At 64.9% G+C, this 21,011-nt stretch carries 19 protein-coding genes; 10 read left to right on the top strand and 9 right to left on the bottom strand.

From position 1 onward, the window contains the following. Positions 1 to 6 precede the first annotated feature (6 nt). The 3 genes from HSDC_RS08720 to HSDC_RS08710 are packed head-to-tail and all read right to left on the bottom strand — an operon-like array spanning position 7 to position 3,103. On the bottom strand, positions 7 to 849 hold the full coding sequence (locus HSDC_RS08720) for a carbohydrate ABC transporter permease (protein ID WP_064699545.1): 843 nt from the start codon (positions 847 to 849) through the stop codon (positions 7 to 9). Then, a complete protein-coding gene (locus HSDC_RS08715; protein ID WP_064699544.1) occupies positions 846 to 1,820 on the bottom strand; it encodes a carbohydrate ABC transporter permease in 975 nt (324 codons plus the stop codon). The genes HSDC_RS08720 and HSDC_RS08715 overlap by 4 nt, the downstream gene beginning before the upstream one ends. A 14-nt stretch (positions 1,821 to 1,834) precedes the next feature. Further along, complete coding sequence (locus HSDC_RS08710) at positions 1,835 to 3,103, bottom strand: ABC transporter substrate-binding protein (RefSeq protein WP_064699543.1); 1,269 nt, start codon at positions 3,101 to 3,103, stop codon at positions 1,835 to 1,837. Between the two features lie 339 nt (positions 3,104 to 3,442). Here HSDC_RS08710 and HSDC_RS08705 point away from each other — a divergent pair, with 339 nt between their 5' ends. Beyond that, on the top strand, positions 3,443 to 4,975 hold the full coding sequence (locus tag HSDC_RS08705) for a carbohydrate porin (protein WP_073292082.1): 1,533 nt from the start codon (positions 3,443 to 3,445) through the stop codon (positions 4,973 to 4,975). Positions 4,976 to 5,031: 56 nt separating this feature from the next. Here the strand turns inward: HSDC_RS08705 and HSDC_RS08700 are convergent, their stop codons facing one another. Both HSDC_RS08700 and HSDC_RS08695 read right to left on the bottom strand, forming a co-directional pair. Beyond that, positions 5,032 to 5,958: a LysO family transporter gene (locus HSDC_RS08700; protein WP_064699542.1), complete on the bottom strand. Its 927-nt coding sequence runs from the start codon at positions 5,956 to 5,958 to the stop codon at positions 5,032 to 5,034. A gap of 98 nt (positions 5,959 to 6,056) precedes the next feature. Beyond that, positions 6,057 to 6,716 (bottom strand): hypothetical protein, encoded by a 660-nt coding sequence (locus HSDC_RS08695; protein ID WP_064699541.1) that lies wholly within the window; start codon positions 6,714 to 6,716, stop codon positions 6,057 to 6,059. 185 nt (positions 6,717 to 6,901) lie between these two features. Between HSDC_RS08695 and HSDC_RS08690 the strand changes: the two genes are divergently transcribed. Continuing rightward, a complete protein-coding gene (locus HSDC_RS08690; protein WP_064699540.1) occupies positions 6,902 to 7,459 on the top strand; it encodes a DJ-1/PfpI family protein in 558 nt (185 codons plus the stop codon). A 32-nt stretch (positions 7,460 to 7,491) separates the two neighbouring features. Here HSDC_RS08690 and HSDC_RS08685 read toward each other — a convergent pair whose 3' ends face one another. The 4 genes from HSDC_RS08685 to ehuR form a co-directional block, all read right to left on the bottom strand. Then, the gene (locus tag HSDC_RS08685) at positions 7,492 to 8,820 is read right to left on the bottom strand and encodes a nicotinate phosphoribosyltransferase (RefSeq protein WP_244534434.1); all 1,329 of its coding nucleotides are present in this window, start codon (positions 8,818 to 8,820) and stop codon (positions 7,492 to 7,494) included. Beyond that, a complete protein-coding gene (locus HSDC_RS08680) occupies positions 8,817 to 9,386 on the bottom strand; it encodes a nicotinamidase (RefSeq protein ID WP_064699538.1) in 570 nt (189 codons plus the stop codon). The genes HSDC_RS08685 and HSDC_RS08680 overlap by 4 nt, the downstream gene beginning before the upstream one ends. 110 nt (positions 9,387 to 9,496) lie before the next feature. Then, entirely contained in the window at positions 9,497 to 10,423 is a 927-nt protein-coding gene (locus tag HSDC_RS08675; RefSeq protein ID WP_064699537.1) for a 2-hydroxyacid dehydrogenase, read from the bottom strand. A 16-nt stretch (positions 10,424 to 10,439) separates the two neighbouring features. Further along, the gene (ehuR, locus tag HSDC_RS08670; protein ID WP_064699536.1) at positions 10,440 to 11,846 is read right to left on the bottom strand and encodes a MocR-like ectoine utilization transcription factor EhuR; all 1,407 of its coding nucleotides are present in this window, start codon (positions 11,844 to 11,846) and stop codon (positions 10,440 to 10,442) included. A 208-nt stretch (positions 11,847 to 12,054) separates the two neighbouring features. On the opposite strand from ehuR, the gene doeA reads away from it, so the two are divergent. The 8 genes from doeA (at position 12,055) to HSDC_RS08630 (ending at position 20,982) form a co-directional block, all read left to right on the top strand. Next, a complete protein-coding gene (doeA, locus tag HSDC_RS08665) occupies positions 12,055 to 13,254 on the top strand; it encodes an ectoine hydrolase DoeA (RefSeq protein WP_064699535.1) in 1,200 nt (399 codons plus the stop codon). Between the two features lie 9 nt (positions 13,255 to 13,263). After that, positions 13,264 to 14,292 carry a N(2)-acetyl-L-2,4-diaminobutanoate deacetylase DoeB gene (gene doeB, locus HSDC_RS08660; RefSeq protein WP_064699534.1) on the top strand — a complete coding sequence of 343 codons (1,029 nt, stop codon included), beginning with the start codon at positions 13,264 to 13,266 and terminating at the stop codon, positions 14,290 to 14,292. A 22-nt stretch (positions 14,293 to 14,314) separates the two neighbouring features. Beyond that, complete coding sequence (locus HSDC_RS08655; protein WP_064699533.1) at positions 14,315 to 14,791, top strand: Lrp/AsnC family transcriptional regulator; 477 nt, start codon at positions 14,315 to 14,317, stop codon at positions 14,789 to 14,791. A gap of 191 nt (positions 14,792 to 14,982) precedes the next feature. Then, entirely contained in the window at positions 14,983 to 16,464 is a 1,482-nt protein-coding gene (locus tag HSDC_RS08650; protein ID WP_064699532.1) for an NAD-dependent succinate-semialdehyde dehydrogenase, read from the top strand. Between the two features lie 237 nt (positions 16,465 to 16,701). After that, positions 16,702 to 18,111, top strand: coding sequence for an aspartate aminotransferase family protein (locus tag HSDC_RS08645; RefSeq protein WP_064699531.1), 1,410 nt, complete (start codon positions 16,702 to 16,704; stop codon positions 18,109 to 18,111). 115 nt (positions 18,112 to 18,226) lie between these two features. After that, entirely contained in the window at positions 18,227 to 19,225 is a 999-nt protein-coding gene (gene eutB / locus HSDC_RS08640; RefSeq protein WP_064699530.1) for a hydroxyectoine utilization dehydratase EutB, read from the top strand. Positions 19,226 to 19,273: 48 nt separating this feature from the next. Further along, the gene (locus HSDC_RS08635; RefSeq protein ID WP_064699529.1) at positions 19,274 to 20,218 is read left to right on the top strand and encodes a cyclodeaminase; all 945 of its coding nucleotides are present in this window, start codon (positions 19,274 to 19,276) and stop codon (positions 20,216 to 20,218) included. 86 nt (positions 20,219 to 20,304) lie between these two features. After that, positions 20,305 to 20,982 (top strand): haloacid dehalogenase type II, encoded by a 678-nt coding sequence (locus HSDC_RS08630; RefSeq protein ID WP_064699528.1) that lies wholly within the window; start codon positions 20,305 to 20,307, stop codon positions 20,980 to 20,982. Positions 20,983 to 21,011: the final 29 nt, after the last annotated feature.

The raw sequence follows: 21,011 nt of genomic DNA, 5'->3' as shown, positions 1-21,011 counted from the left end.
TGTGGCTTATCCCTTGACGGCGCCGGCCGTGAGACCGGAGACGATGCGTTTCTGGAAGATCATCACCAGGATGACCAGCGGCACGGTGACGGTGACCGAGGCGGCCATGATCGGGCCCCAGGGCAGCTCGTGCTGGCTGCCACCGGAGATCAGAGCGATGGCGACCGGTACGGTGCGCTGGTCGTCGGTGAGGGTGAAGGTCAGGGCGAACAGGAACTCGTTCCAGGCGGCGATAAAGGCCAATAGCCCCGTCGTGGCCATGGCCGGCCACATCAACGGCAGAAACACCTTGGTGATGGTGATCCAGGGCGTGGCGCCGTCCATGATCGCCGCCTCTTCCAGTTCCATGGGTAGCTGTCGCATGAAGGTCGTCAGCACCCAGACGGTGAAGGGCAGAGTGAAGATGGTGTAGCTCAATATCAGCCCGCCCGGGTTGTTGTAGAGGTTCAGCGTTCGGATGACCTCGAACAGTCCGGAGAGCACCGCCACCTGGGGAAACATCGACACGCCGAGGATCGTCAGCATCACCGTGGTGCGGCCGCGGAAGCGCACCCGGCCCAGGGCATAGGAGGCGGTGATGCCCAGCAGCAACGCAATGGCCACCACCGACAGCGAGACGACGATGGAGTTGAAGACGGCGCGTACGAAGCTCTTCTGGGTGAAGATCTGCACATAGTTGCTGAAGTCCAGTGAGGACAGCCAGAAATCGACGCGAAACAGCTCGCTGGAGGGTTTCAGCGAGGTGATTACTGCGTAGTAGAAGGGGAAGATGGCGTAGACCAGTACGATCGCGATCAGGGCGTAGAGGCCGACGCGCTTGGCGAGCTTTATCAGTTGATACTGGTTCATTGATCGACTCCCAGTTGACGGCGGCCCAGGTAGAGGTAGATGACCACGGCCAGGGCGATGATCAGGAATAGCAGGGTGGAAGCGGCGCTGCCGTAGCCCACGTCCTGAAACTCCACCAACTGCTGGCGGGCATAGATCGACATGGTCATGGTGCTGGTGGAATTGGAAGTCAGCACATAGATCACGTCGAACACGCGCAGGGCGTCGAGCAGGCGAAAGATCACCGCTACCAGCAGCGCCGGGGTGATCAGTGGCAGAGTCACGCGGAAGAACACCTTGACCGGATGGATGCCATCGACCTCGGCAGCCTCGTAGCAGTCCCTGGGCAGCATCTGCAGGGCGGCCAGCACCAGCAGGGCGACGAAAGGGATGGTCTTCCAGACGTCGACCATGATCACCGCCCACATGGAGAGGTCGGCATCGGCGGTCCAGGCCAGGGGCGCGTCGATCAGCCCCAGAGCCATCAGGACGTGGTTGATGATCCCGAACTGGTCGTTGAGCATCCAGGCCCACATCTTGGCCGAGACGATGGTCGGGATGGCCCAGGGAATCAGCACTGCCGCCCGCACCAGCATGCGGCCCTTGAATTCAGCGTTGAGCAGCAGGGCGACGATGATGCCGAACACCACCTCCAGCGAGACCGATACCAGGCTGAAGTAGACGGTATTCCACACCGAGTTCCACCACACCGGGTCGGTGAGCAGGCCATACCAGGCGCCGTCGTCGTAGACCAGATAGTTCTCGAAGCCGATCAGCGCCGCGCCGGCGGTATCCGATAGCGAGGCATCGGTGAGACTCAGATAGAAGGTGCGCAGAAGTGGCCAGCCGGCGACCAGGGCCAGCGCGACCAGCATCGGTGCGAGAAAGGTCCAGGCGGCGCGGACTCGCTGACGACGCACCTTGGTGCCGCGGTAGCCCGCCGGGTTGCGCCGCGCTGCCTGGGGGGCCTGTTCGGTGACGGGAGTCGACATGGAGATCTCCTGAGTTACCAGCGACGACGCTTGATGCGCGAGAGCTCGCTGTCCAGATCGGAGACGGCCTCGGCGCCGCTCTGGTTGCCGGACAACACCTCATGCACGGCGTTGAAGAAGCCGTTGCTGACCCGGCCGTAGTTGTCGCCGGTGACGGCGGAGGGGCGAGCCACGGCGTTGGTGAAGGTGTCGTAGAGGGTGCCGAAGAAGGGCACCGCTTCGAGCACCTCCTCGTCCTTGTAGAGCGACGTGAGGGTGGGGTTGTAGGCCGCCTCGATGGCGCGTCGTTTCTGTTCGGCCTCACCGGTCAGGAAGGCCACCAGCTCGGCGGCGAGATCGGGATGCTCGCTGTACCTGGAGACGGCCAGGTTCCAGCCGCCCAGGGCAGCGGCGCTGTCGCTATCCGGCCCGTGGGGCAACTTGACCACGCCGACCTTGCCGGCCACCTCGCTGTCCTCGCTCTGGGCCAGTGACCAGGCGTAGGGCCAGTTGCGCATGAATACGGCATTGCCGGACTGGAAGATGCCGCGGGCCTCCTCCTCGGTGTAGTTGAGCACGCCCTGCGGGGCGATCTCGCCGATCCAGCTCGCGGCCAGGTCCAGCGCCGCGGCGGCATTCTCGTTGTCGATGGTGATCTCGCCGTCAGCGTCGACGAGGGTGCCGCCGCCCTGGCTGGCCACCCACTCGAGGGCATTGCAGGTCAGTCCTTCGTAAGCGCGGCCCTGGAAGACGTAGCCCCACATCTTGTCGTTGCCGGCCTCGCGCTCGGCGGACTGGATCTCGGTGGCGATGTCAGTCAGTTGCTGCCAGGTCTCGGGTGGCTCGACACCATGCTGCTCGAGCAGGTCCTTGCGGTAGTAGAGCACGCCGGCGTCGGTGAACCAGGGCATCGCCACCAGCCGGCCGTCGACGGTGTTGTTGGCGACGATGGTCTCGAAGTGACCGGCGGCGGCGTCCTTGCCGAGCGTTTCCTGGAGGTCGAGCAGGTGGTTGGCCAGCAGTCCTGGCCAGACCACGTCGATCTGCAGCACGTCGATATCGTCGGAGCGTGCCGACAGGATCTGCTGGTAGAGTGACAGCCGTTCGGTGGAGGAATTGGGCGTGGAGACGATCTCCACCTCATGGCCGGTTTCGGCCTCCCAGGCCTCGACGCCCTGCTCGCAGAGCGCAAGTTCGGCGCCTACCGCGCCACAGGAGATGGTCAGGTCAGCCGACAGGGCCGGGGTAGCACTCACGGCGCCCAGCAGAGCGAGGCCGGAGGCGATCAGGGGCTGGCGTTGCATGGCATTACCTCAGTCGCTTGTTGTTGTAGCGCTTGTTGTAGAGCATCGTCTTAAACGATTAAGACATGATGTTCAGTTAAGCGATGCAGGAACGGCTCCGCAACCTAGACTTTCGTCGCGAATACCGGGCAGATAAATGTACGATCTTGTTTGTTTACTATTTTTTCTGCTCATTCTTTATGGTTTAGACGTAAGTCGTGTTTTTTTTACGTCATGTTGTGACTAGTGTCTGAAACGATTAAGTCTCGATGTGCGCCATATCGATCGTCTTCGTGCCGGCAAGCCTGGCAGGCGTCACCGGACGAAATCCTTCGCGACAACAACAAAGGCATTATCACGATGACATTTCCGACCCCACGCCCGCGCAAGTCACTGCTCGTCATGGCCGTCGCCACTGCCATGAGCACCAGTGGCCTGGTCAGTGCTCAGACGACCAGCGATCTCGAGGCTCGGCTGGCCGAGCTGGAACAACGCATCATTGCCGCCGAGCAGCGTGCTGCGGCTGCCGAACGACGTGCCGACCAGGCCGAGCAGGAGGTGGCTCAGGAGCAGGCTGCCGGTGCTTCAACCGACAGCCGGGACATCGAGTCACGGCTCGCCAAGGTGGAGCGACACGCCAGTGGTGAAGAAGGCTTCTCCTTCAACGCCTATGCCCGTTCGGGGCTGCTGATCGGTGAGAACGGCAAGAGCACCGAGGGTGGCCCCTACTTGACGCCTGCTGGGCAGCAGGGCGGTGCCGTGGGACGTCTGGGCAACGAGCCGGATACGTACGCCGAGGCGGTTCTCAACTACAAGATGCGCTTCGATAACGGCGCCAAGGCGAAGTACACCACCATGATCGCCGATGGCGTCACCACCAGTAATGACTGGACATCCGACGAATCGAGTCTCAACGTGCGTCAGGTCTATGCCGAGTTCAGCGATCTGCCAAGCTTTACCGGTGCCTTCGAGAATGCCTCCATCTGGGCAGGCAAGCGCTTCGACCGCGACAATTTCGATATTCACTGGCTCGATAGCGATTTCATCTTCCTGGCCGGTACCGGTGGCGGTATCTACGACATGCAGCTTGCCGACAACTGGAAGTCGAATCTGTCCGTTTATGGCCGCAGCTTCACCGACTTTCCGGTCGATAGCCATAATCCAGCCGAAGAGTCCGGCAGTACCGACAACTTGATCCTCACGACCAATAATTACTTCGGTAACTGGCAGTGGATGCTCAGCGGCATGAATGCCACCGACAACGATGAGCGTCTGACCGAAGGCAACATCAGCGCCGCGGATAATGGCGTACACACCATGGTGGCCTATCATGGCGACAGTTTCTTCGGCCTGGGTGACGGTAACTTCAAGGCGGCGGTGATGCATGGCCAGGGGCTGGGTGCCGAGACCAAGAGCATCGGTTCCAACGGCAACTTGAGCGAGGATGCCACCGCGACACGCCTGGGCCTTTATGGTACCACCTACCTGGCGCCCAACTGGCGCGTGGCGCCGGCGATTCTGGCTGAAACCAGCGAAGACCGTTACGTCGAGGGTGACCAGTATGACTGGGCAACGTTCAATGTTCGCCTGGCCAATGAGCTGACCGAAAACTTCGAGATGCAGTATGAAGGCAGCTACCAGTGGATGGATATCTCGCCCGAAGGCTTCGGCGGCAACAATGCCGTGGAAGGGGATTACACCAAGCTGACCATCGCACCGACCTTCAAGCCGGAGGTGGGAGGCTTCTGGAAGCGTCCGGAGATCCGGGTGTTCGCCTCCTGGAGCGACTGGGACGAAGCACTCAACGACTACTCGGCGGACGATGCCTTCGGTAGCGACGGCTTCACCGGCGGCGAGTGGGCCTTCGGTGTGCAGTCGGAAGTCTGGTTCTAGGAACTTGAGCCGTTTGGTTGTGATGCCTTGCCCGCGCCTTGCGCGGGCTTTTTGTCTTAGAGCGTCAGCAGAAACAGGATCAACGGCGGCGAGAGCAGCGAGAGGATGAAGCCGCTGACCACGGCGACCGGCACGCAGGCAACACCGCCGTGCTGCTGGATCACCGGGAGAGTGAAGTCCATGGAGGTGGCACCACCATAGCCGATGGCCAGGGCGGCATGACGTTGGATGACCAGCGGAATCAGCACGAAGGCGACGAGTTCACGGAACAGGTCGTTGAGAAAGGCGATGCCGCCGAGCAGCGGCCCGAGCTGGTCGCCGATCAGGATGCCGGACAGCGAATACCAGCCGAAGCCGGCCGCCATGGCCAGCCCCTCGCTCCAGCGCAGGTCGAGCAGCGGGGCGGCCAGTAGTCCGCCGATCAGCGAGCTTGCCGCCAAGACGCTGGCGATGGCCAGGCCGAAGCGGTTGAGCAGGATCTGCCTGAGCGGCATGCCGGAGTTCCTGAGCTGGCAACCGATCAGGGCGAGCAGGGCGTAGAGCACCCATTCGGACAGCGTCTCGGCCCAGGCGAACAAGGGCTCGCCCAGTGGTCCTCCGGCGACCAGGCCGAGGATGACGCCGGCCAGCACCATGCCGATCAGCGACAGCGAGCCTGCCATGGCGGCCAGCTTGCTGGTGGGGGCGTCCGCCACTGCCCGGGAGGCATCGACTTCGAGACGTAGGCGACGCGACAGCCAGGCCAGGGCCGTCAGGTTGCAGGCCGAGATCACGGCGCACAGCAACAGCGATTGGCCGCCCAGTTGCGCCAGCTTGCCACCCAGGTCGTCGAGGCCGGCCAGGCCGATGCCCATCAGCAGCAGGATCACGTAGATGGAAACGTTGACGCCCCGGTTGATCCCGGCCATGAGCCCCGTGTGGCGAACGCGCACCAGATAGCCGAGCACCAGGGGGAGCAGGACGATCAACAGGCCACTCAACATCGCGATTTTCCTTCCTTGGATAGATACGCCGCCGGCCTCGAGTCTGCCGGCAAATCCCCCACTCTAGGCGTTTTCGTTACCTGGCGGAAGGCCGCGGGTCAGGGAGCGTTTAGGTGGGTGAGCGTCAGGTGGCTGCGCCGCTCGCCATCGCGGTAGTAGCCCATGGACAGCAGCAGGCCCGGCATTCGGGGGAGGAAGTCGAAGACCAGGCGACGATCCGGCTCGCCCGGCTCGGTCACCTCCACGCGCAGCGCCTCGAACCGACCTGCGGGGAGTTCCAGCATCTCGCGTCCCGTCACCCGGTAATCGACGCGCTCCTCGCGCCCGCGATGGTCGAGATAATGCACTCGGCACTCCGAGGTGCAGTCCCCGTCGATGGCCTGCCGCGACAGGGAGAACAGGGCGCTCTGGCGGTCCAGCCAGGTCTGCAGGGCGTCGCGTTCGAGTCGATAGGAGCGCTGGATGCCCAGCAGCGAGTAGCCGGAGGCGTAGTAGAGCGATTGAACTTGGCCGTCCTCGTCGAGACGGAAGCGGCCCATCTCATGACCGCTGATGCCCGGCAGCTTGGTACTCATCTCGCTCTGCCAGCCGATGCCGGTGCGCTGCAGCTGATGCTGAATGTCGGCGTCGGGCCAGCCTGCCACCTGCAGGTGATAGCGGGCATCGAAGGGCTGCGGTGGCGTTGCGGCCGTGGCGGAACCGGCAAGCAGCAGGAGCAATGGCAGCAGCCACGAGGGGCGTAGCGGCAAGGCAGGCATGAAAGGTCCTCTCGGTGTCGACAGCCCTGGGAACGCGAAGGGAGACGCGGGGTTCCCGAGGATAGGTAGAACCGGCGGCTATGGCCAGCTTCATGCGGTTCGCCTGGCTGCGCTCGTCGCCTCGGCGAACATGACCTATGCTGGCGGCAGTAGCGCCACTCCAATCACTCAGGAGGTTCATCCCCATGGCCAGGTTACTGCTCATCGCCGGCGATTTCGTCGAGGACTACGAGATCATGGTGCCCTTCCAGGCCTTGCAGGCCATGGGCCACACGGTCGACGCCGTGTGTCCGGACAAGCGCGAGGGCGACCGGATCCGTACCGCCATTCACGATTTCGAAGGTGATCAGACCTATACCGAGAAGCCCGGACATGACTTCATTCTCAATGCTACCTTCTCCGAGGTGTCGGCGGCCGACTACGACGGCCTGGTGATTCCCGGCGGGCGTGCCCCGGAGTACCTGCGCCTGGACGAGCGTGTCCTCGAAGCGGTGCGTCACTTCTTCGAGCATGACAAGCCAGTGGCCGCCATCTGCCATGGCGCCCAGCTGCTGGCCGCCGCCATCTCCCTGTCGGGATTTCGTGTCTCGGCCTACCCGGCCTGCGCACCGGAGGTGTCCCTAGCCGGTGGCGACTATGCCCAGATCGAGGTCGATCAGGCCATCACCAGCGGCAAGCTGGTGACCGCCCCGGCCTGGCCTGCACATCCGGCCTGGCTGGCGCGCTTCAACGAACTGCTGTAAGCCGCCGGTTCCGATGGCCCCGGTCGTTCGGCTCAGCGCCGGGCCGAGAGGGCCTCGCTGAGCGTTACCGGGTAATTTCCGTCGCCTGGGGCAAGCTGGGTCAGGCTTTCCGGAAGGCGCTGCCGGGTCTGTGCCACGCGTTCCCGGGCGGACTCCGCCAGTGCCATGGTCTGAGGATCGGGTTGGCCCTGCGTCACGCTGCGCACCAGCAGTGGTGAGCCATCGAGTTGCTCGTCGCGGCCGGCGATGGTGTCGCCAGCGAGGCGCCCGGCGGCGTCGACATGGCGATAGACCTGCTTGCGCCCCGGCAGGTTGGCCTTGCCCGGCGAGTGCTTGATGCGCGGCTCGCCGGCGTATTCGACCAGCTTGTAGGAGAGATCGATGACCGGGGCATCGGCCGAGGCGCCCAGCTGGGTGCCGACGCCGAAGGCATCGATAGGGACGTCGGCGGCGAGCAGGGCATCGATGGCGTGCTCGTCCAGGCCACTGCTGGCGACGATCTTCACGTCGTCGAGGCCGGCCTCATCGAGCAGTTGGCGGGCGCTGCGCGCCAGTTCCTCGAGGTGGCCCGAATCGAGCCGGATGGCGCCGATGCTCAGGTCGGGTTCCTCGTGCAGCAGGGCGATGACCTCGCGTACGCCCGCCAGGGTGTCATGGGTATCCACCAGCAGGGTGGTGCCCGGCATGTGGCGGGCAAAGGCCCGAAAGGCCTCGCGTTCGCTGTCGTGGGCGAGGATATAGCTATGCGCCATGGTGCCGTTGAGGGGCAGGTCGTGGCGCAGGCCGCCGAGAACGTTGCTGGTACCGGCCAGCCCGGCGGTGCGATAGGCACGCACGCCACGCACCGCGGCATCCACGCCGTGCATGCGACGCAGGCCGAAGTCGACCACCGGTCGGCCGCGGGCGGCCATGACCAGCCGTATCGCCTTGGAGGCCAGCACCGTCTCCAGCTGCACCAGGTTCATGATCAGGCTCTCGAGTAGCTGGGCCTGGGCGATGGGCGCATCGACTTCCAGCAAGGGCTCGTTGGCGAAGACTGGCGTGCCTTCCGGGAGGGTCCAGATGTCGCCCTCGAAGCGCCAGTTGGCCAGCCAGTCGAGGAAGGCGTCATCGAAGCGTCCGGTCTCGGCCAGCCGCGCGATGGCGCGCTTGCCGAAGCGTAGCCGGCTGACGAGTTCGGCGGCGTGCTGCTGGCCACAGGCGAGCATGAAGCGTCGTTCGGCCGGCAGGCGACGGAAGAACAGGCTGAAGGTCGCCTGATCGTCCATGCCTTCGCGCCAGTAGGCCTGGGTCATGGTCAACTGGTAGAGATCGGTGAGCAGCGCCAGCTCGTCTTCTTCCACCGTCAGTGGGGCGGTCATCGGCATAGTTCGGCACCGGCATCGGAGAGGGTCTCGCGGCAGGCCTCGATGGCATCGGGGTCCACGGCCGCGCTCAAGTCTTCGAGAAGGCGCGTGGCGAAGCCCTCGCGCAGTGCATCGAGGGTCGTGGCCTTGACGCAGACATCCAGTGCCAGGCCACAGACCGTGACGCGTTCGACCCCGCGCTCGCGCAGGTAGTTGCCGAGCCCGGTGTCGTCGAAGGCAGAATAGGCGTCGCGATCGAAGGCGGTGGCCTTGCTGACGCGTATGGTCGTGTCGGGTAGCGCCAGCTCGGCGTGGAAGGCGGCGCCGGGCGTGTCCTGCACGCAGTGCACCGGCCAGGGGCCGCCTCGATGGGCGAAGCTGACGTGGTCCACCGGATGCCAGTCCCGGGAGGCGACGATCAGGGCGCCGGCCCGCCGGGCCTCGGCCATCTCAGCGTTGATGCCCGGGACCAGGGCGTTACCGCCGGCCACGGCCAGGGCGCCGCCCGGGCAGAAGTCATTCTGCATGTCGACCACCAGCAGTGCGTCGCGGCGATCATAGTCTTGAGTGACCTGAGACATCGCGCACCTCCTTCACGGGGAGTCGGTGGGTGACACCTGCGAAGGCGTCGGTATCGCTTTCGCTATTCATCAGCGTACCGCGTGCGGGGGCATTCGTGTAGGTCGTGGCCTCAGTAGCCGGCGTCCGGATCGATGGTCGGCTGGGGCGTACCGCTTTCGAAGGCCCGGATGGCTTCGGCGACCTGGTCGACGGCATCGCCCAGTGGGGTGGGGCCGGCCATGTGCGGTGTGATCAGGATGCGGGGGTGCCGCCACAGCGGGCTGTCCTCGGGGAGAGGTTCCACCGGGAAGGCGTCGAGCAGGGCTCCACGCAGTTGTCCCGCGTCCAGCGCTTCGAGCAGGGCGTGTTCGTCGATCAGCGAGCCACGCCCGGGATTGATCAGGCTGGCGCCTTCGGGCAGCAGCGCCAGGGTTCGCGCGTCGATGAGGTGTCGGGTCGCGGCGGTGCCGGGCAGCAGCAGTACCAGGCTGCGTATCTGGCCAAGCAGGGTATCGAGCCCTTCGTCGCCATGGTGGCAGGTCACGTCGTCGAGCTGCTTGGGCGAACGGCTCCAGCCATGCACCGGAAAGCCGTCGGCGGCCAGGGTCGTGGCGACCTTGGCGCCAATGGCGCCGAGCCCCAGCACGCCGACCGGCCAGTCCGCCTTGTCCGTCATGGGTCGTTCGCGCCATTCCGTGGCGGCTTGCTGGCGGGCGTAGCGATCGAAGTCGCGCTGGAAATGCAGCACTCCGTAGCGGACGTAGTCGGCAATCGGGCCGGCCATGCCGGCGTCGCGCAGCTTGACGATGGGGATGTCGCGGGGCAGGGCGGGGTTGTTCAGCAGGGCATCGACGCCGGCGCCGAGGTTGATGATGCCCTTGAGCCGGTCGAGTTCGGCGAGCAGCTCGGCGGGAGGCTGCCAGGCCGCCAGGTAGTCGATGTCCCGGTGCTGTCCCACGCCTGCTTCGCTGGTCAGGATCTCGACACCCGGCAGGCGTCGGGCGAGGGCGTCGCACCATTCGTCGGCACGGTCGTGATGGACGAGTACGCGCGTCATGTCCTGCTCCTGCTGGCTAGTAGACGAATTGCATCATGGGGGGGGGCGCCTCGTCGAGCAAGGTGACCAGGCGCTGGAGGCCTTCCTCGAAGCGCTCGATGTCGGGCTCGGCACCGACGCTCAGGCGTACCCGCCGCGGGGCCGCCGTCTGTTCCACCATGAAAGGTACGGCGGTGGTGATGGCCACGCCTTCCTGTTCGGCCTGTTGCTGGAGTTCCTCGGTGCGCCAGGCAGTAGGCAAGGCCAGCCAGACATGCAGGCTGGTGGGGCGGGCGGTGTGTTCGTGACCGCTCAACAGGCGAGTGGCCAGTCGCTGGCGTTCGGCGAGCAGCTCGCGCTGTTCGCGGGCCAGGCTTTCTAGGGTGTCGTCGGCGATCCAGGCATCGGCGATCTCGAAGATCAGTGGCGTGGCCATCCAGGTGGTGGCGCGCATGCGGGGCAGGGTGTGGTGCAGCTGCCCCCGGGGCACGCTGAGATATCCGGCTCGCAGCCCCGGCACCGCCGCCTTGGTCAGGCTGGTGACGTGAAAGCCCAGGTGCGGCACGCGTGCGGTGAGAGGCGTCAGGCCGGGAGGCTCGAGCAAGGCATGCACATCGTCCTCGATGAGCCAGACACCATGACGCTCCAGTACCTCGGCGACGGCATCGCGGCGTTCTTCGTTCATGGTGGCGCCGGTGGGATTGAGCTGTGTCGGCGTCAGGCAGACGGCGCGGGGCTTGAAGCGTCGGCAGGCGATGTCCAGGGCCTCGGGCAGCACGCCCTGGTCGTCGAGGGCCACGCCGCGCAGCTGGAAACCCAGGGTGCGGGACAGGGCAATCAGGCCATGGTCGGTCAGGGCTTCGGTCAGCACCAGGTCACCGTGCTGGACGATCGTGGAAATCGCCAGCAGCAGGCCGTGGGCGGCGCCATTGCAGAGGATTCGATCATCCGCGTCGCCGGGGACGCCGAGGCGCCGAGACAGCCATTCGCTGGCCCGTTCGCGTTGATGGGGGAGCCCGGCGATCGGGCGGCTGGCGGTGACCACCTCGGGACTGGCCTGTTCGGCGAGCTGGGCCAGGGTCTCGCGAAAGCGCAGGTGATGGCCCGGCGGGCAGACCGGGTGGGCGATGGACAGGTCGATCAACGCCCCCTCGTGGCGCGGTTCGGGGTTGCGCAGATAGGCGGATTCCCGGGTATCGTCGAGGGCATTGATCCAGGTACCGCTGCCGGTACGTGCCTGGACCAGCCCCATCTTTTCGGCCTGGGCGTAGGCGCGGGAGACGGTCTGGACGCTGACGCCCAGTGTGTCGGCCAGTTGACGATGTGGCGGCAGTCGGGTGCCTGGCGTCAGCTCGCCCTGACGTATCGCCTCGGACAATGCCCGGGCGATGGCGAGGTACTTGGGGCCCGTATGGGAAAGATAGGGCGTCAGATCAATTGTCATGATTCAATAAAGCCTTTGACCGCCCGCCAATGGATGGTGATAGTATCCGATTAGCGATATTGACCGGTAATTGTCATGAGACATGTTAACAAATGTCATGACAATGACCATGGCCTCCAATGCGGTCGGCAAGTTTGCGCTATGCCCCGGTGCCTCGGGAAAAGAGGCAGTCGGATATTGGTGACATGATCGTTTGGCGAGCGATTTCATGATTCAGGTTTCATTACCCTTCACCCGTGAGGAATACGCTGGCCGGCTATGGAAGGTACGCACCGAAATGGCGAGCCGGGGTATCGACGTACTGATCATCAGCGACCCGTCCAACATGGCGTGGTTGACCGGTTACGATGGCTGGTCGTTCTATGTGCATCAGTGCGTGCTGCTCGGCCTCGAGGGCGAGCCGGTCTGGTATGGACGACGCATGGATGCCAATGGGGCGCTGCGCACCTGCTGGATAGATCCGGACAACATCACCTATTACCCGGATCACTATGTCCAGAATCCGGACATGCATCCCATGGACTACCTGGCCCAGACGATCCTGCCCGATCGCGGCTGGCACAAGGGTGTCGTGGGCATGGAAATGGACAACTATTACTTCTCGGCCAAGGCCTATCAGTGCCTGCTGAGGGAACTGCCCCATGCGCGTTTCATGGACGCCAACTCGCTCGTCAACTGGTGTCGTGCCATCAAGTCGCCCCAGGAAATCGAGTACATGCGCGTCGCCGGCAAGATCGTCGCCGGCATGCACTCGCGTATTCTCGAGGTCATAGAGCCGGGGCTGCCCAAGAGCAAGCTGGTGTCGGAGATCTACCGGGTCGGCATCGAAGGCTGGACGTCGCCCGAGGGCCAGGTGTTCGGTGGCGACTATCCGGCCATCGTGCCGATGCTGCCCACCGGGCAGGATGCGGCGGCGCCTCATCTGACCTGGGACGATTCGCCGTTTCGCGAGGGTGAGGGGACCTTCTTCGAGATCGCCGGCGTCTACAAGCGCTATCACGCGCCGATGTCGCGCACCGTCTACCTGGGGCGTCCGCCGTCGGAGTTCGTGCGCGCCGAGTCGGCCCTGCTCGAGGGGATCGAGAGTGGACTGGAAGTGGCCAGGCCCGGCAATCGTACGGCCGATATCGCCATGGCATTGGGTGCGGCCATGGACAAGTACGGCTTCGACCGGGGCGGCGCACGCTGCGGCTATCCCATCGGCATCAGTTATCCGCCGGACTGGGGCGAGCGCACCATGAGCCTTCGCCCTTCCGACGAGACGATCCTCGAGCCGGGAATGACGTTTCATTTCATGCCCGGCCTGTGGGTCGAGGACTGGGGCCTCGAGATCACCGAAAGTATTCTGATCACCGAAAACGGTTGCGAGACGCTGGCCGATTTCCCGCGCCAGCTGTTCGTCAAGTAAGGAGCCCCCATGAGCAAGCAACCCGGCCCGCAACGGCCCAGCCCGATTTCCGCCACCGTCGACTTCGAGGCCGACGGTGTCCAGCATGGCTTTCTCAAGCTGCCGATTTCCAATGACGAGTCCGCCTGGGGTGCGGTAATGATTCCCGTCACCGTGGTCAAGCGTGGCGAAGGCCCCACCGCGTTGCTGACCGGCGGCAATCACGGCGACGAGTACGAGGGCATCACGGCCCTGCAGAAGCTGTCCAGCCGACTGAGGGCGGAGGATGTCCAGGGGCGGGTGATCATCGTGCCGATGATGAACACGCCCGCCTGCACGGCCGGTCGCCGGACCTCGCCGATGGATGGCGGCAACCTCAATCGCAGCTTCCCGGGAGACCCGGACGGCTCCGTCACCGAGAAGATCGCCGACTACTTCACCCGGGTGCTGGTACCAATGAGCGATGTCGTGCTCGACCTGCACTCCGGGGGGCGGACGCTGGACATCATTCCGTTCGCCGCCTCCCACGTGCTCGATGATGCCGACCAGCAGCGCCGTGCCCTGGAAGGGGCCAAGGCCTTCGGGGCGCCCTATGCCATCATGATGTTCGAGCTCGATGCCGAGGCGCTGTTCGATACTGCCGTGGAGCGCCAGGGCAAGATCTTCGTGGCCACCGAGCTGGGTGGCGGCGGCACCTCGACGCCCGAGAGCCTGGCCATCACCGAGCGCGGCATCGATAACTTCCTGGTGCACTACGGCCTGGTCGAAGGCGAGTTACAGCTGCCCGATGCGCCCCAGGTCTACCTCGACATGCCCGATGCCAGTTGCTACGTGCAGAGCGAGCACACCGGCCTGCTCGAGCTGACCGTGGCACTGGGCGAGGCGGTGACGCAGGGGCAGGTCATTGCCCGGGTCTATGACATGACCCGCAGCGGCGTGGCGCCCATCGAGTATCGCGCCGGGCGTGACGGCGTGCTGGCCGCACGGCGCTTCCCGGCCAGTGTCAACATGGGTGATACCATTGCGGTGATCGCCGAGGTCGTCGAGTCGCTCGGCTGAATACGGACAATCAGGTAGCCCCATGAAGCTCGATCGCTATGATCTGAAGATCCTCGAGATCCTGTCTCGGGACGGTCGTATCACCAAGTCGAAGCTGGCCGAGGCCATCAATCTCTCGGTCAGCCCCTGCTGGGAGCGTGTGCGACGCCTGGAAAAGGCCGGTGTCATCGAAGGCTATGGTGCCCGGCTCAATACCGACGTCCTGGTCAAGCGCACCCCGGTCTGGGTCCAGATCGAACTCAAGGCCCACAATGCCGAGAGTTTCGCGCGCTTCGAGGCGCTGGTACACGACACGCCGGAGGTAACCGAATGCGTGGCCGTCGGCGGCGGGCTCGATTATCTGGTCAAGATCGAGGCGGCCTCCATCGACACCTATCAGCGCCTGATCGACGATTGGCTGACCTCGGATGTCGGCATCGAGCGTTATTTCACCTACATCATCACCAAGACCGTCAAGCGCCCGTCGGCGGGCATTTCCGCCGATGACATCGCGACATGAGACGCCACGACGTCGTGCAGAAAAAACACCAAGTCAGTCGCTCGGGAAAAAAAATCCTCATGCCTCAGGCGGCTTGCTTCGAAAAGTCCTGAACCGTCATCTCCCTTACCATGGAGGCATCACACGGCCAGCGCCGTGGTTGTCTTCATGGTCGGCGTCGCCTGGGCGTCGGCATGTCAGGGGAGGTGCTTATGACGCTGTCCAACCAACTCAGCGATCTGCGACTGTTCCGTCAGTATGCCTATATCGACGGCAAGTGGACTCACGGCGATAACGGCCGTGAGGAAGCTGTCTTCGATCCGGCCACCGGTGAGGCCATCGGCCATATCCCGGTGCTGGAATCCGAGCAGATCCGGGGCGCGGTGGACGCCGCCGAGGCGGCTTTCGTGCAATGGCGCGCGCTGCGCGCCGACGAGCGCTGCGAGCGCCTGCTGGCCTGGTATGACCTGTTGCAGGCCAACCGCGAAGATCTGGCTACCATCATGACCCTGGAGCAGGGCAAGCCCCTGCCCGACGCCCGTGGCGAGGTCGAGTACGGAGCCAGCTTCGTGCGCTGGTTCGCCGAGGAGGGCAAGCGTACCTTCGGCGATACCATCCCCAGCCATATTCCCAATGCCGCCCTCGGTACCATCAAGGAACCGGTGGGCATCGCCGCGCTGATCACGCCTTGGAACTTCCCGCTGGCGATGATCACCCGCAAAGCCGCCGCCGCCATGGCCGCCGGTTGCCCGGTGATCGTCAAGCCGGCCCACGAGACTCCTTACTCGGCGCTGGCACTGGCCGAACTGGCCGAGCGCGCCGGTATTCCCGCCGGGGTCTTCAACGTGGTGCTGGGTGATGCCCCCGAGGTGTCGAAGCTGCTGTGCGATGACGAGCGCATCAAGGCGCTGTCCTTCACCGGCTCCACCCGGGTCGGCCGTCTGCTGCTGGAGCAGAGTGCGAACACCGTCAAGCGCGTGTCGCTCGAGCTCGGCGGCAATGCCCCCTTCATCGTGGGGCCGGACATGGATCCTCGGGAAGCGGCCTTCGCGGCGGTGGCGGCCAAGTTCCAGACTGCCGGCCAGGACTGCCTGGCGGCCAACCGCATCCTGGTTCACGAGTCGATCCATGACGAGTTCGTGGCACAGTTCGCCGAGCGCATGGCGGCGTTGACCGTGGGCAACGGCCTGGAAAGCGAAGTGGACCTGGGGCCGCTGATCCACCGCCAGGCGGTCGAGAAAGCCTCGGCCATCGTCGACGATGCGCTGTCTCGCGGGGCTACCCTGGTGGCGGGCGACCAGCGCGAGGCGCCCGGTCCGAATTTCTTCATGCCGACCCTGCTCACCGGCGTGACGCCGCAGATGCAGGTGTGGCGCGAGGAGAACTTCGCACCGGTGGCGGGCATCACGTCCTATCGCGACGACGACGACGTCATCGAGATGGCCAACGATACCGAGTACGGCCTGGCGGCCTATGTCTACACCCACGACATCCGCCGCATCTGGAAGCTGCTGCGGGCGCTGGAGTACGGCATGGTCTCGGTCAACTCGGTGAAGATGACCGGCCCCCCGGTGCCCTTTGGCGGCGTCAAGCAGTCGGGGCTGGGCCGCGAGGGCGGCGTGACCGGTATCGATGAGTATCTGGAGACGAAGTATTACTGCTTGGGTGCCCTGGGCTCCGTTTCCGGGAGTTGAGCATGCGGCGCTCGGTCAGGCGGTGTTAAAAATTGGCTCAAGCTGCTCATTTACTCAATGTAAACTCCGCTTTTTCGCCGATTTTTGCCTTGCCTGACCATCGCTCCTCGCAGTGCTCTTTCGCCTGGAGTACTGCGTAACCTGCTGCCGAATCGCCGATCCCAGGAATCGCCGGGACAAACCGAATTCGATGAACCTTCTCTCCGGCGGAGCCGGGGAGCCTTACTGGAGAAGCGCATGACCACGCACAAGGATCTGATCGATCGCGATCGCAAGGTAACCTTCCACGCCTCCACGCACCTGCGCGACTTCGCCCAGGGCGACGCACCGGGCCGCGTGATCACCGGCGGCAAGGGCATCAAGATCGTCGACAAGGACGGCCGCGAGTTCATCGACGGCTTTGCCGGCCTGTACTGCGTCAACATCGGCTATGGCCGCAGCGAGGTCGCCGAGGCGATCTACCAGCAGGCCCTGGAAATGTCCTATTACCATACCTATGTGGGGCACTCCAACGAGCCGCAGATCGCGCTTTCCGAGAAGATCCTCGAGCTGGCCGGTCCCGGCATGTCCAAGGTCTACTACGGCATGTCCGGCAGCGATGCCAACGAGACCCAGCTCAAGATCGTGCGCTACTACAACAACGTGCTCGGCCGCCCGCAGAAGAAGAAGGTCATCTCGCGGATGCGCGGCTATCACGGCTCCGGCATCGCCTCTGGCTCGCTGACCGGGCTGAAGGCATTCCACGATCATTTCGATCTGCCGATCGAGACGATCCGCCACACCGAGGCGCCGTACTACTATCATCGCGCCGCGGAGCAGGAAGGCATGACCGAGCGGGAGTTCTCCAAGCATTGTGCCGCCAAGCTGGAGGAGATGATCCTGTCCGAAGGACCGGACACCGTGGCCGCCTTCATCGGCGAGCCGGTACTCGGCACCGGTGGCATCGTGCCGCCGCCCGAAGGGTACTGGGACGAGATCCAGGCGGTGCTGGCCAAGTATGACGTGCTGCTGATCGCCGACGAGGTGGTGTGCGGCTTCGGTCGCACGGGCAGCGACTTCGGCAGCCATCACTACGGTATCAAGCCGGACCTGATCACCATCGCCAAGGGCCTGACCAGCGCCTATCAGCCACTTTCCGGCGTGATCGTCGGCGACCGTGTCTGGGAAGTGCTCGAGCAGGGAACCGGCGAGTACGGCCCGATCGGTCACGGCTGGACCTACTCCGGCCATGCCTTGGGCTGTGCCGCCGGGCTGGCCAACCTGGCGATCATCGAGCGCGAGGGCCTCACCGCCAACGCCGCCGAGACCGGCGCTTACCTGCAGGAGCGCATGAAGGCCACCTTCGCCGATCATCCGGTCGTCGGCCAGGTGCGTGGCGTGGGCATGATGGCGGCGCTGGAGTTCTCCGCCGACCCGGCGGCGCGTCGTCACTTCGATCCGTCCCTCAAGGTCGGGCCGCGCATGTCCGCCGCCGCCCTAGAGGAAGATCTGATCGCACGCGCCATGCCGCAGGGCGACATCCTCGGCTTTGCGCCGCCGCTGACCACCACGCGCGAGGAAGTCGACGAGATCGTCGCGCGCACCGAGCGGGCGGTGAACAAGGTGACCGATGCGCTGACGCGGGAAGGTGCCATCCAGGCCGCCTGAAGCTGTTGCAAGCGTTGAAGGTCACTGCGATGTGACGATAATCGCCGTAGGGTTTTCCCTGCGGCGATTGTGTCTTGGTGTTGCATGACCCTCGGGGGGAGAGAGGAGAGGTGAGATGTCGCAGCCATCGCATGGCGTGACGTTGGCCGGGATCTACGCGGCGCGTCGGCGCATCGCCGGGCAGGCGGTACGCACGCCGCTGGTGTGCGCCGAGACCCTGTCGCGGCGCTTCGAGGCCGAGATCCTGCTCAAGCTGGAGACCCTGCAACCCACCGGCGCCTTCAAGCTGCGTGGCGTCGCCAACATGATCGCGGCCTTGCTGGAACGCCACGGCCGCGAGGCGCTGACGGCGGGCGTGACCACCGCATCCACCGGCAATCATGGCCGGGCGGTGGCCTATGCCGCCTCGTGGCTAGGCGTGCCAGCGGTGATCTGCCTGTCGCGGCGGGTGCCCGACAATAAGGTTGCGGCCATCGAGGCCCTGGGCGCCGAGGTGCGGCGCGTCGGCGACAGCCAGGACGAAGCCTCCGACGAAGTCGCGCGACTGGTGGCCGAGAGCGGCATGGTCGCGATTCCCCCTTTCGACGATCCCTTGATCGCCGCCGGTCAGGGGACCATTGGCCTGGAACTGATGGAGGACGCGCCGGATCTCGATCACGTGCTGGTGGGGCTTTCCGGCGGCGGCCTGCTGGGCGGCATCGGCGCTGCCCTCAAGGCGATCCGTCCGTCGCTGGAAGTGACCGGTGTGAGTCTGTCGCAAGGCGCGGCGATGCATGACAGCCTGCTGGCCGGCCATCCGGTGGCAGTCGAGGAGGTCGAAAGCCTCGGCGATTCGCTGGGCGGTGGCATCGGGCTGGACAATCGCTGCACCTTCGCGTTGGTACGCGAGGTCATGGATTCACACTGGCGAGTCTCGGAACGCGCCATTGCCACGGCCATGGTCGAATTGCTCGAACACGAGAAACTGCTCGTCGAGGGTGCCGCCGCCGTGGGATTGGCGGCCCTGAATGAACATGACCTGGACGTGCGGGGGCGCAAGGTAGCGCTGGTGCTCTCCGGTAACGCCGTGTCGCTGGAGGCGCTTGATCGTGCCCGCGCCCTGGCGGGACGATGAGCGTCGGCGTTGTGCCATTTGTTCTTCACGCTTCCCGGGAGGTTTTCCATGCAGCTCTATCAGCGCGATGCCATTGCCCGAGCCGTCACCCTCGATCGTGATGCGCTGGCGGCGGTGGAGGCTGGGTTTGCCGCTCTTGGCCGGGGCGAGGTGGTGCAGCCGCCGATCCTGTCCATGGCCATCGAGGAGGCCAACGGTGAGGTCGACGTCAAGACGGCGCACATTCGTGGCGCCGAGCGCTTTGCCATCAAGGTCAGCCCGGGATTCTTCGACAATCCCAGGCTCGGCCTGCCAAGCCTCAATGGCCTGATGATGGTGTTCTCCGCCAGGACAGGCCTGGTGGAGGCGGTGCTCTTCGACGAAGGCTATCTGACCATGATCCGGACCGCTCTGGCCGGTGCCATCGCCGCCAAGCACCTGGCCAGGGAGAACAGCCATCGCGTGGCCGTGCTCGGTGCCGGCGAGCAGGCAGAGCGACAGGTGGAAGCCTTGCGGCTGGTGCGTGACATCCGAGTCGTCGATGTCTGGGCTCGGCGTCGGGAAGCCGCCGAGGCGTATGCCGAGGCGTTGCGCGGTCGTGGTCTGGAGGTCAATGTGCACACGGATGTGCCGGCGGCCTGCGAACGGGCCGACATCATCGTCACCACCACGCCGTCTCGGGAGCCGCTGCTGCAGGCTCGGGACCTGCCGGAGGGCGTGCACGTCACGGCGATGGGTTCCGACAGTCCCGGCAAGCGCGAACTGGACACGTCCTTGCTGACCCGTGCCGATGCCTTCGTCTGCGATACACGGGCTCAGAGCGAGGCCAATGGCGAACTCAAGGCCTTCGCCGGCCATGAAACGCCTTTCAAGGTTCACGAGCTGGGACAGGTGATCGCGGCTCGCGAGATGCTGCGGCTGTCGGACGCCACCATCACGGTCTGCGACCTCACCGGCACCGGCGTGCAGGATACGGCCATCGCCGATTACGCCTTGTCCCGGCTGTCGGGCTAGGGGCGCTCGGGCTTGCCGACGATGGGCAAAGGGACCAATCTTGAAGCCGAGGATGTCTGCATCAACCCCTTGTCGAGGAGAGCGTGATGAGCCGACGCGTACTGGCCTTCGATGTCTATGGCACCCTGATCGATACGCATGGCGTGGTCGCCGAGTTGCAGACCCGCCTGGGGGATCCGTCCACGGCGATGGAGTTCTCGCGGCGCTGGCGCGACAAGCAGCTGGAGTACAGCTTCCGACGCGGGCTGATGGGCGCTTACGTGGACTTCGCGCGCTGTACCCGGGAGGCGCTGGACTTCATCGACCGGGCGCTGGGCGTCGGCTTGTCCGATACCGACAAGGAACATCTGATGGGCGCCTATGCGAGCCTGCCGGCCTTCGCCGATGCGAGAACGGCACTGGCCCGTCTCGCCGGGACCGGCATCACTTGCGTGGCCTTTTCCAATGGCAGTCGGCAGGCGGTGGCCGGGCTGCTCGAAGGTGCCGGGCTGAGCGAGTACTTCGCTGATATCGTCAGCGTCGAGGAGGTCAGGCGCTTCAAGCCGGACCCGGCGGTCTATGCCTACCTGCGCCAGCGTCTCGAAGTCGAGCCCGGTGATACCTGGTTGATTTCCAGCAATGCCTTCGATGTCATCGGCGCGCGCCATGCCGGGCTGCATGCCGCCTGGGTCCGTCGCAGTCCAGAGGCCCCCTTCGATTCCTGGGGCATCGATCCCGACATCACGGTTTCCGATCTCGAGGGATTGGCCGACTACCTGAACTAGATGAGGCGGGCCTTGGCGTGAGGCCGCCA

The sequence above is a fragment of the Halomonas caseinilytica genome (genome assembly GCF_001662285.1).
GTDB lineage: Bacteria > Pseudomonadota > Gammaproteobacteria > Pseudomonadales > Halomonadaceae > Halomonas > Halomonas caseinilytica.
The sequence above is the reverse complement of the archived record's forward strand: the minus strand, read 5'-3'. Positions and strand labels throughout refer to the sequence as shown.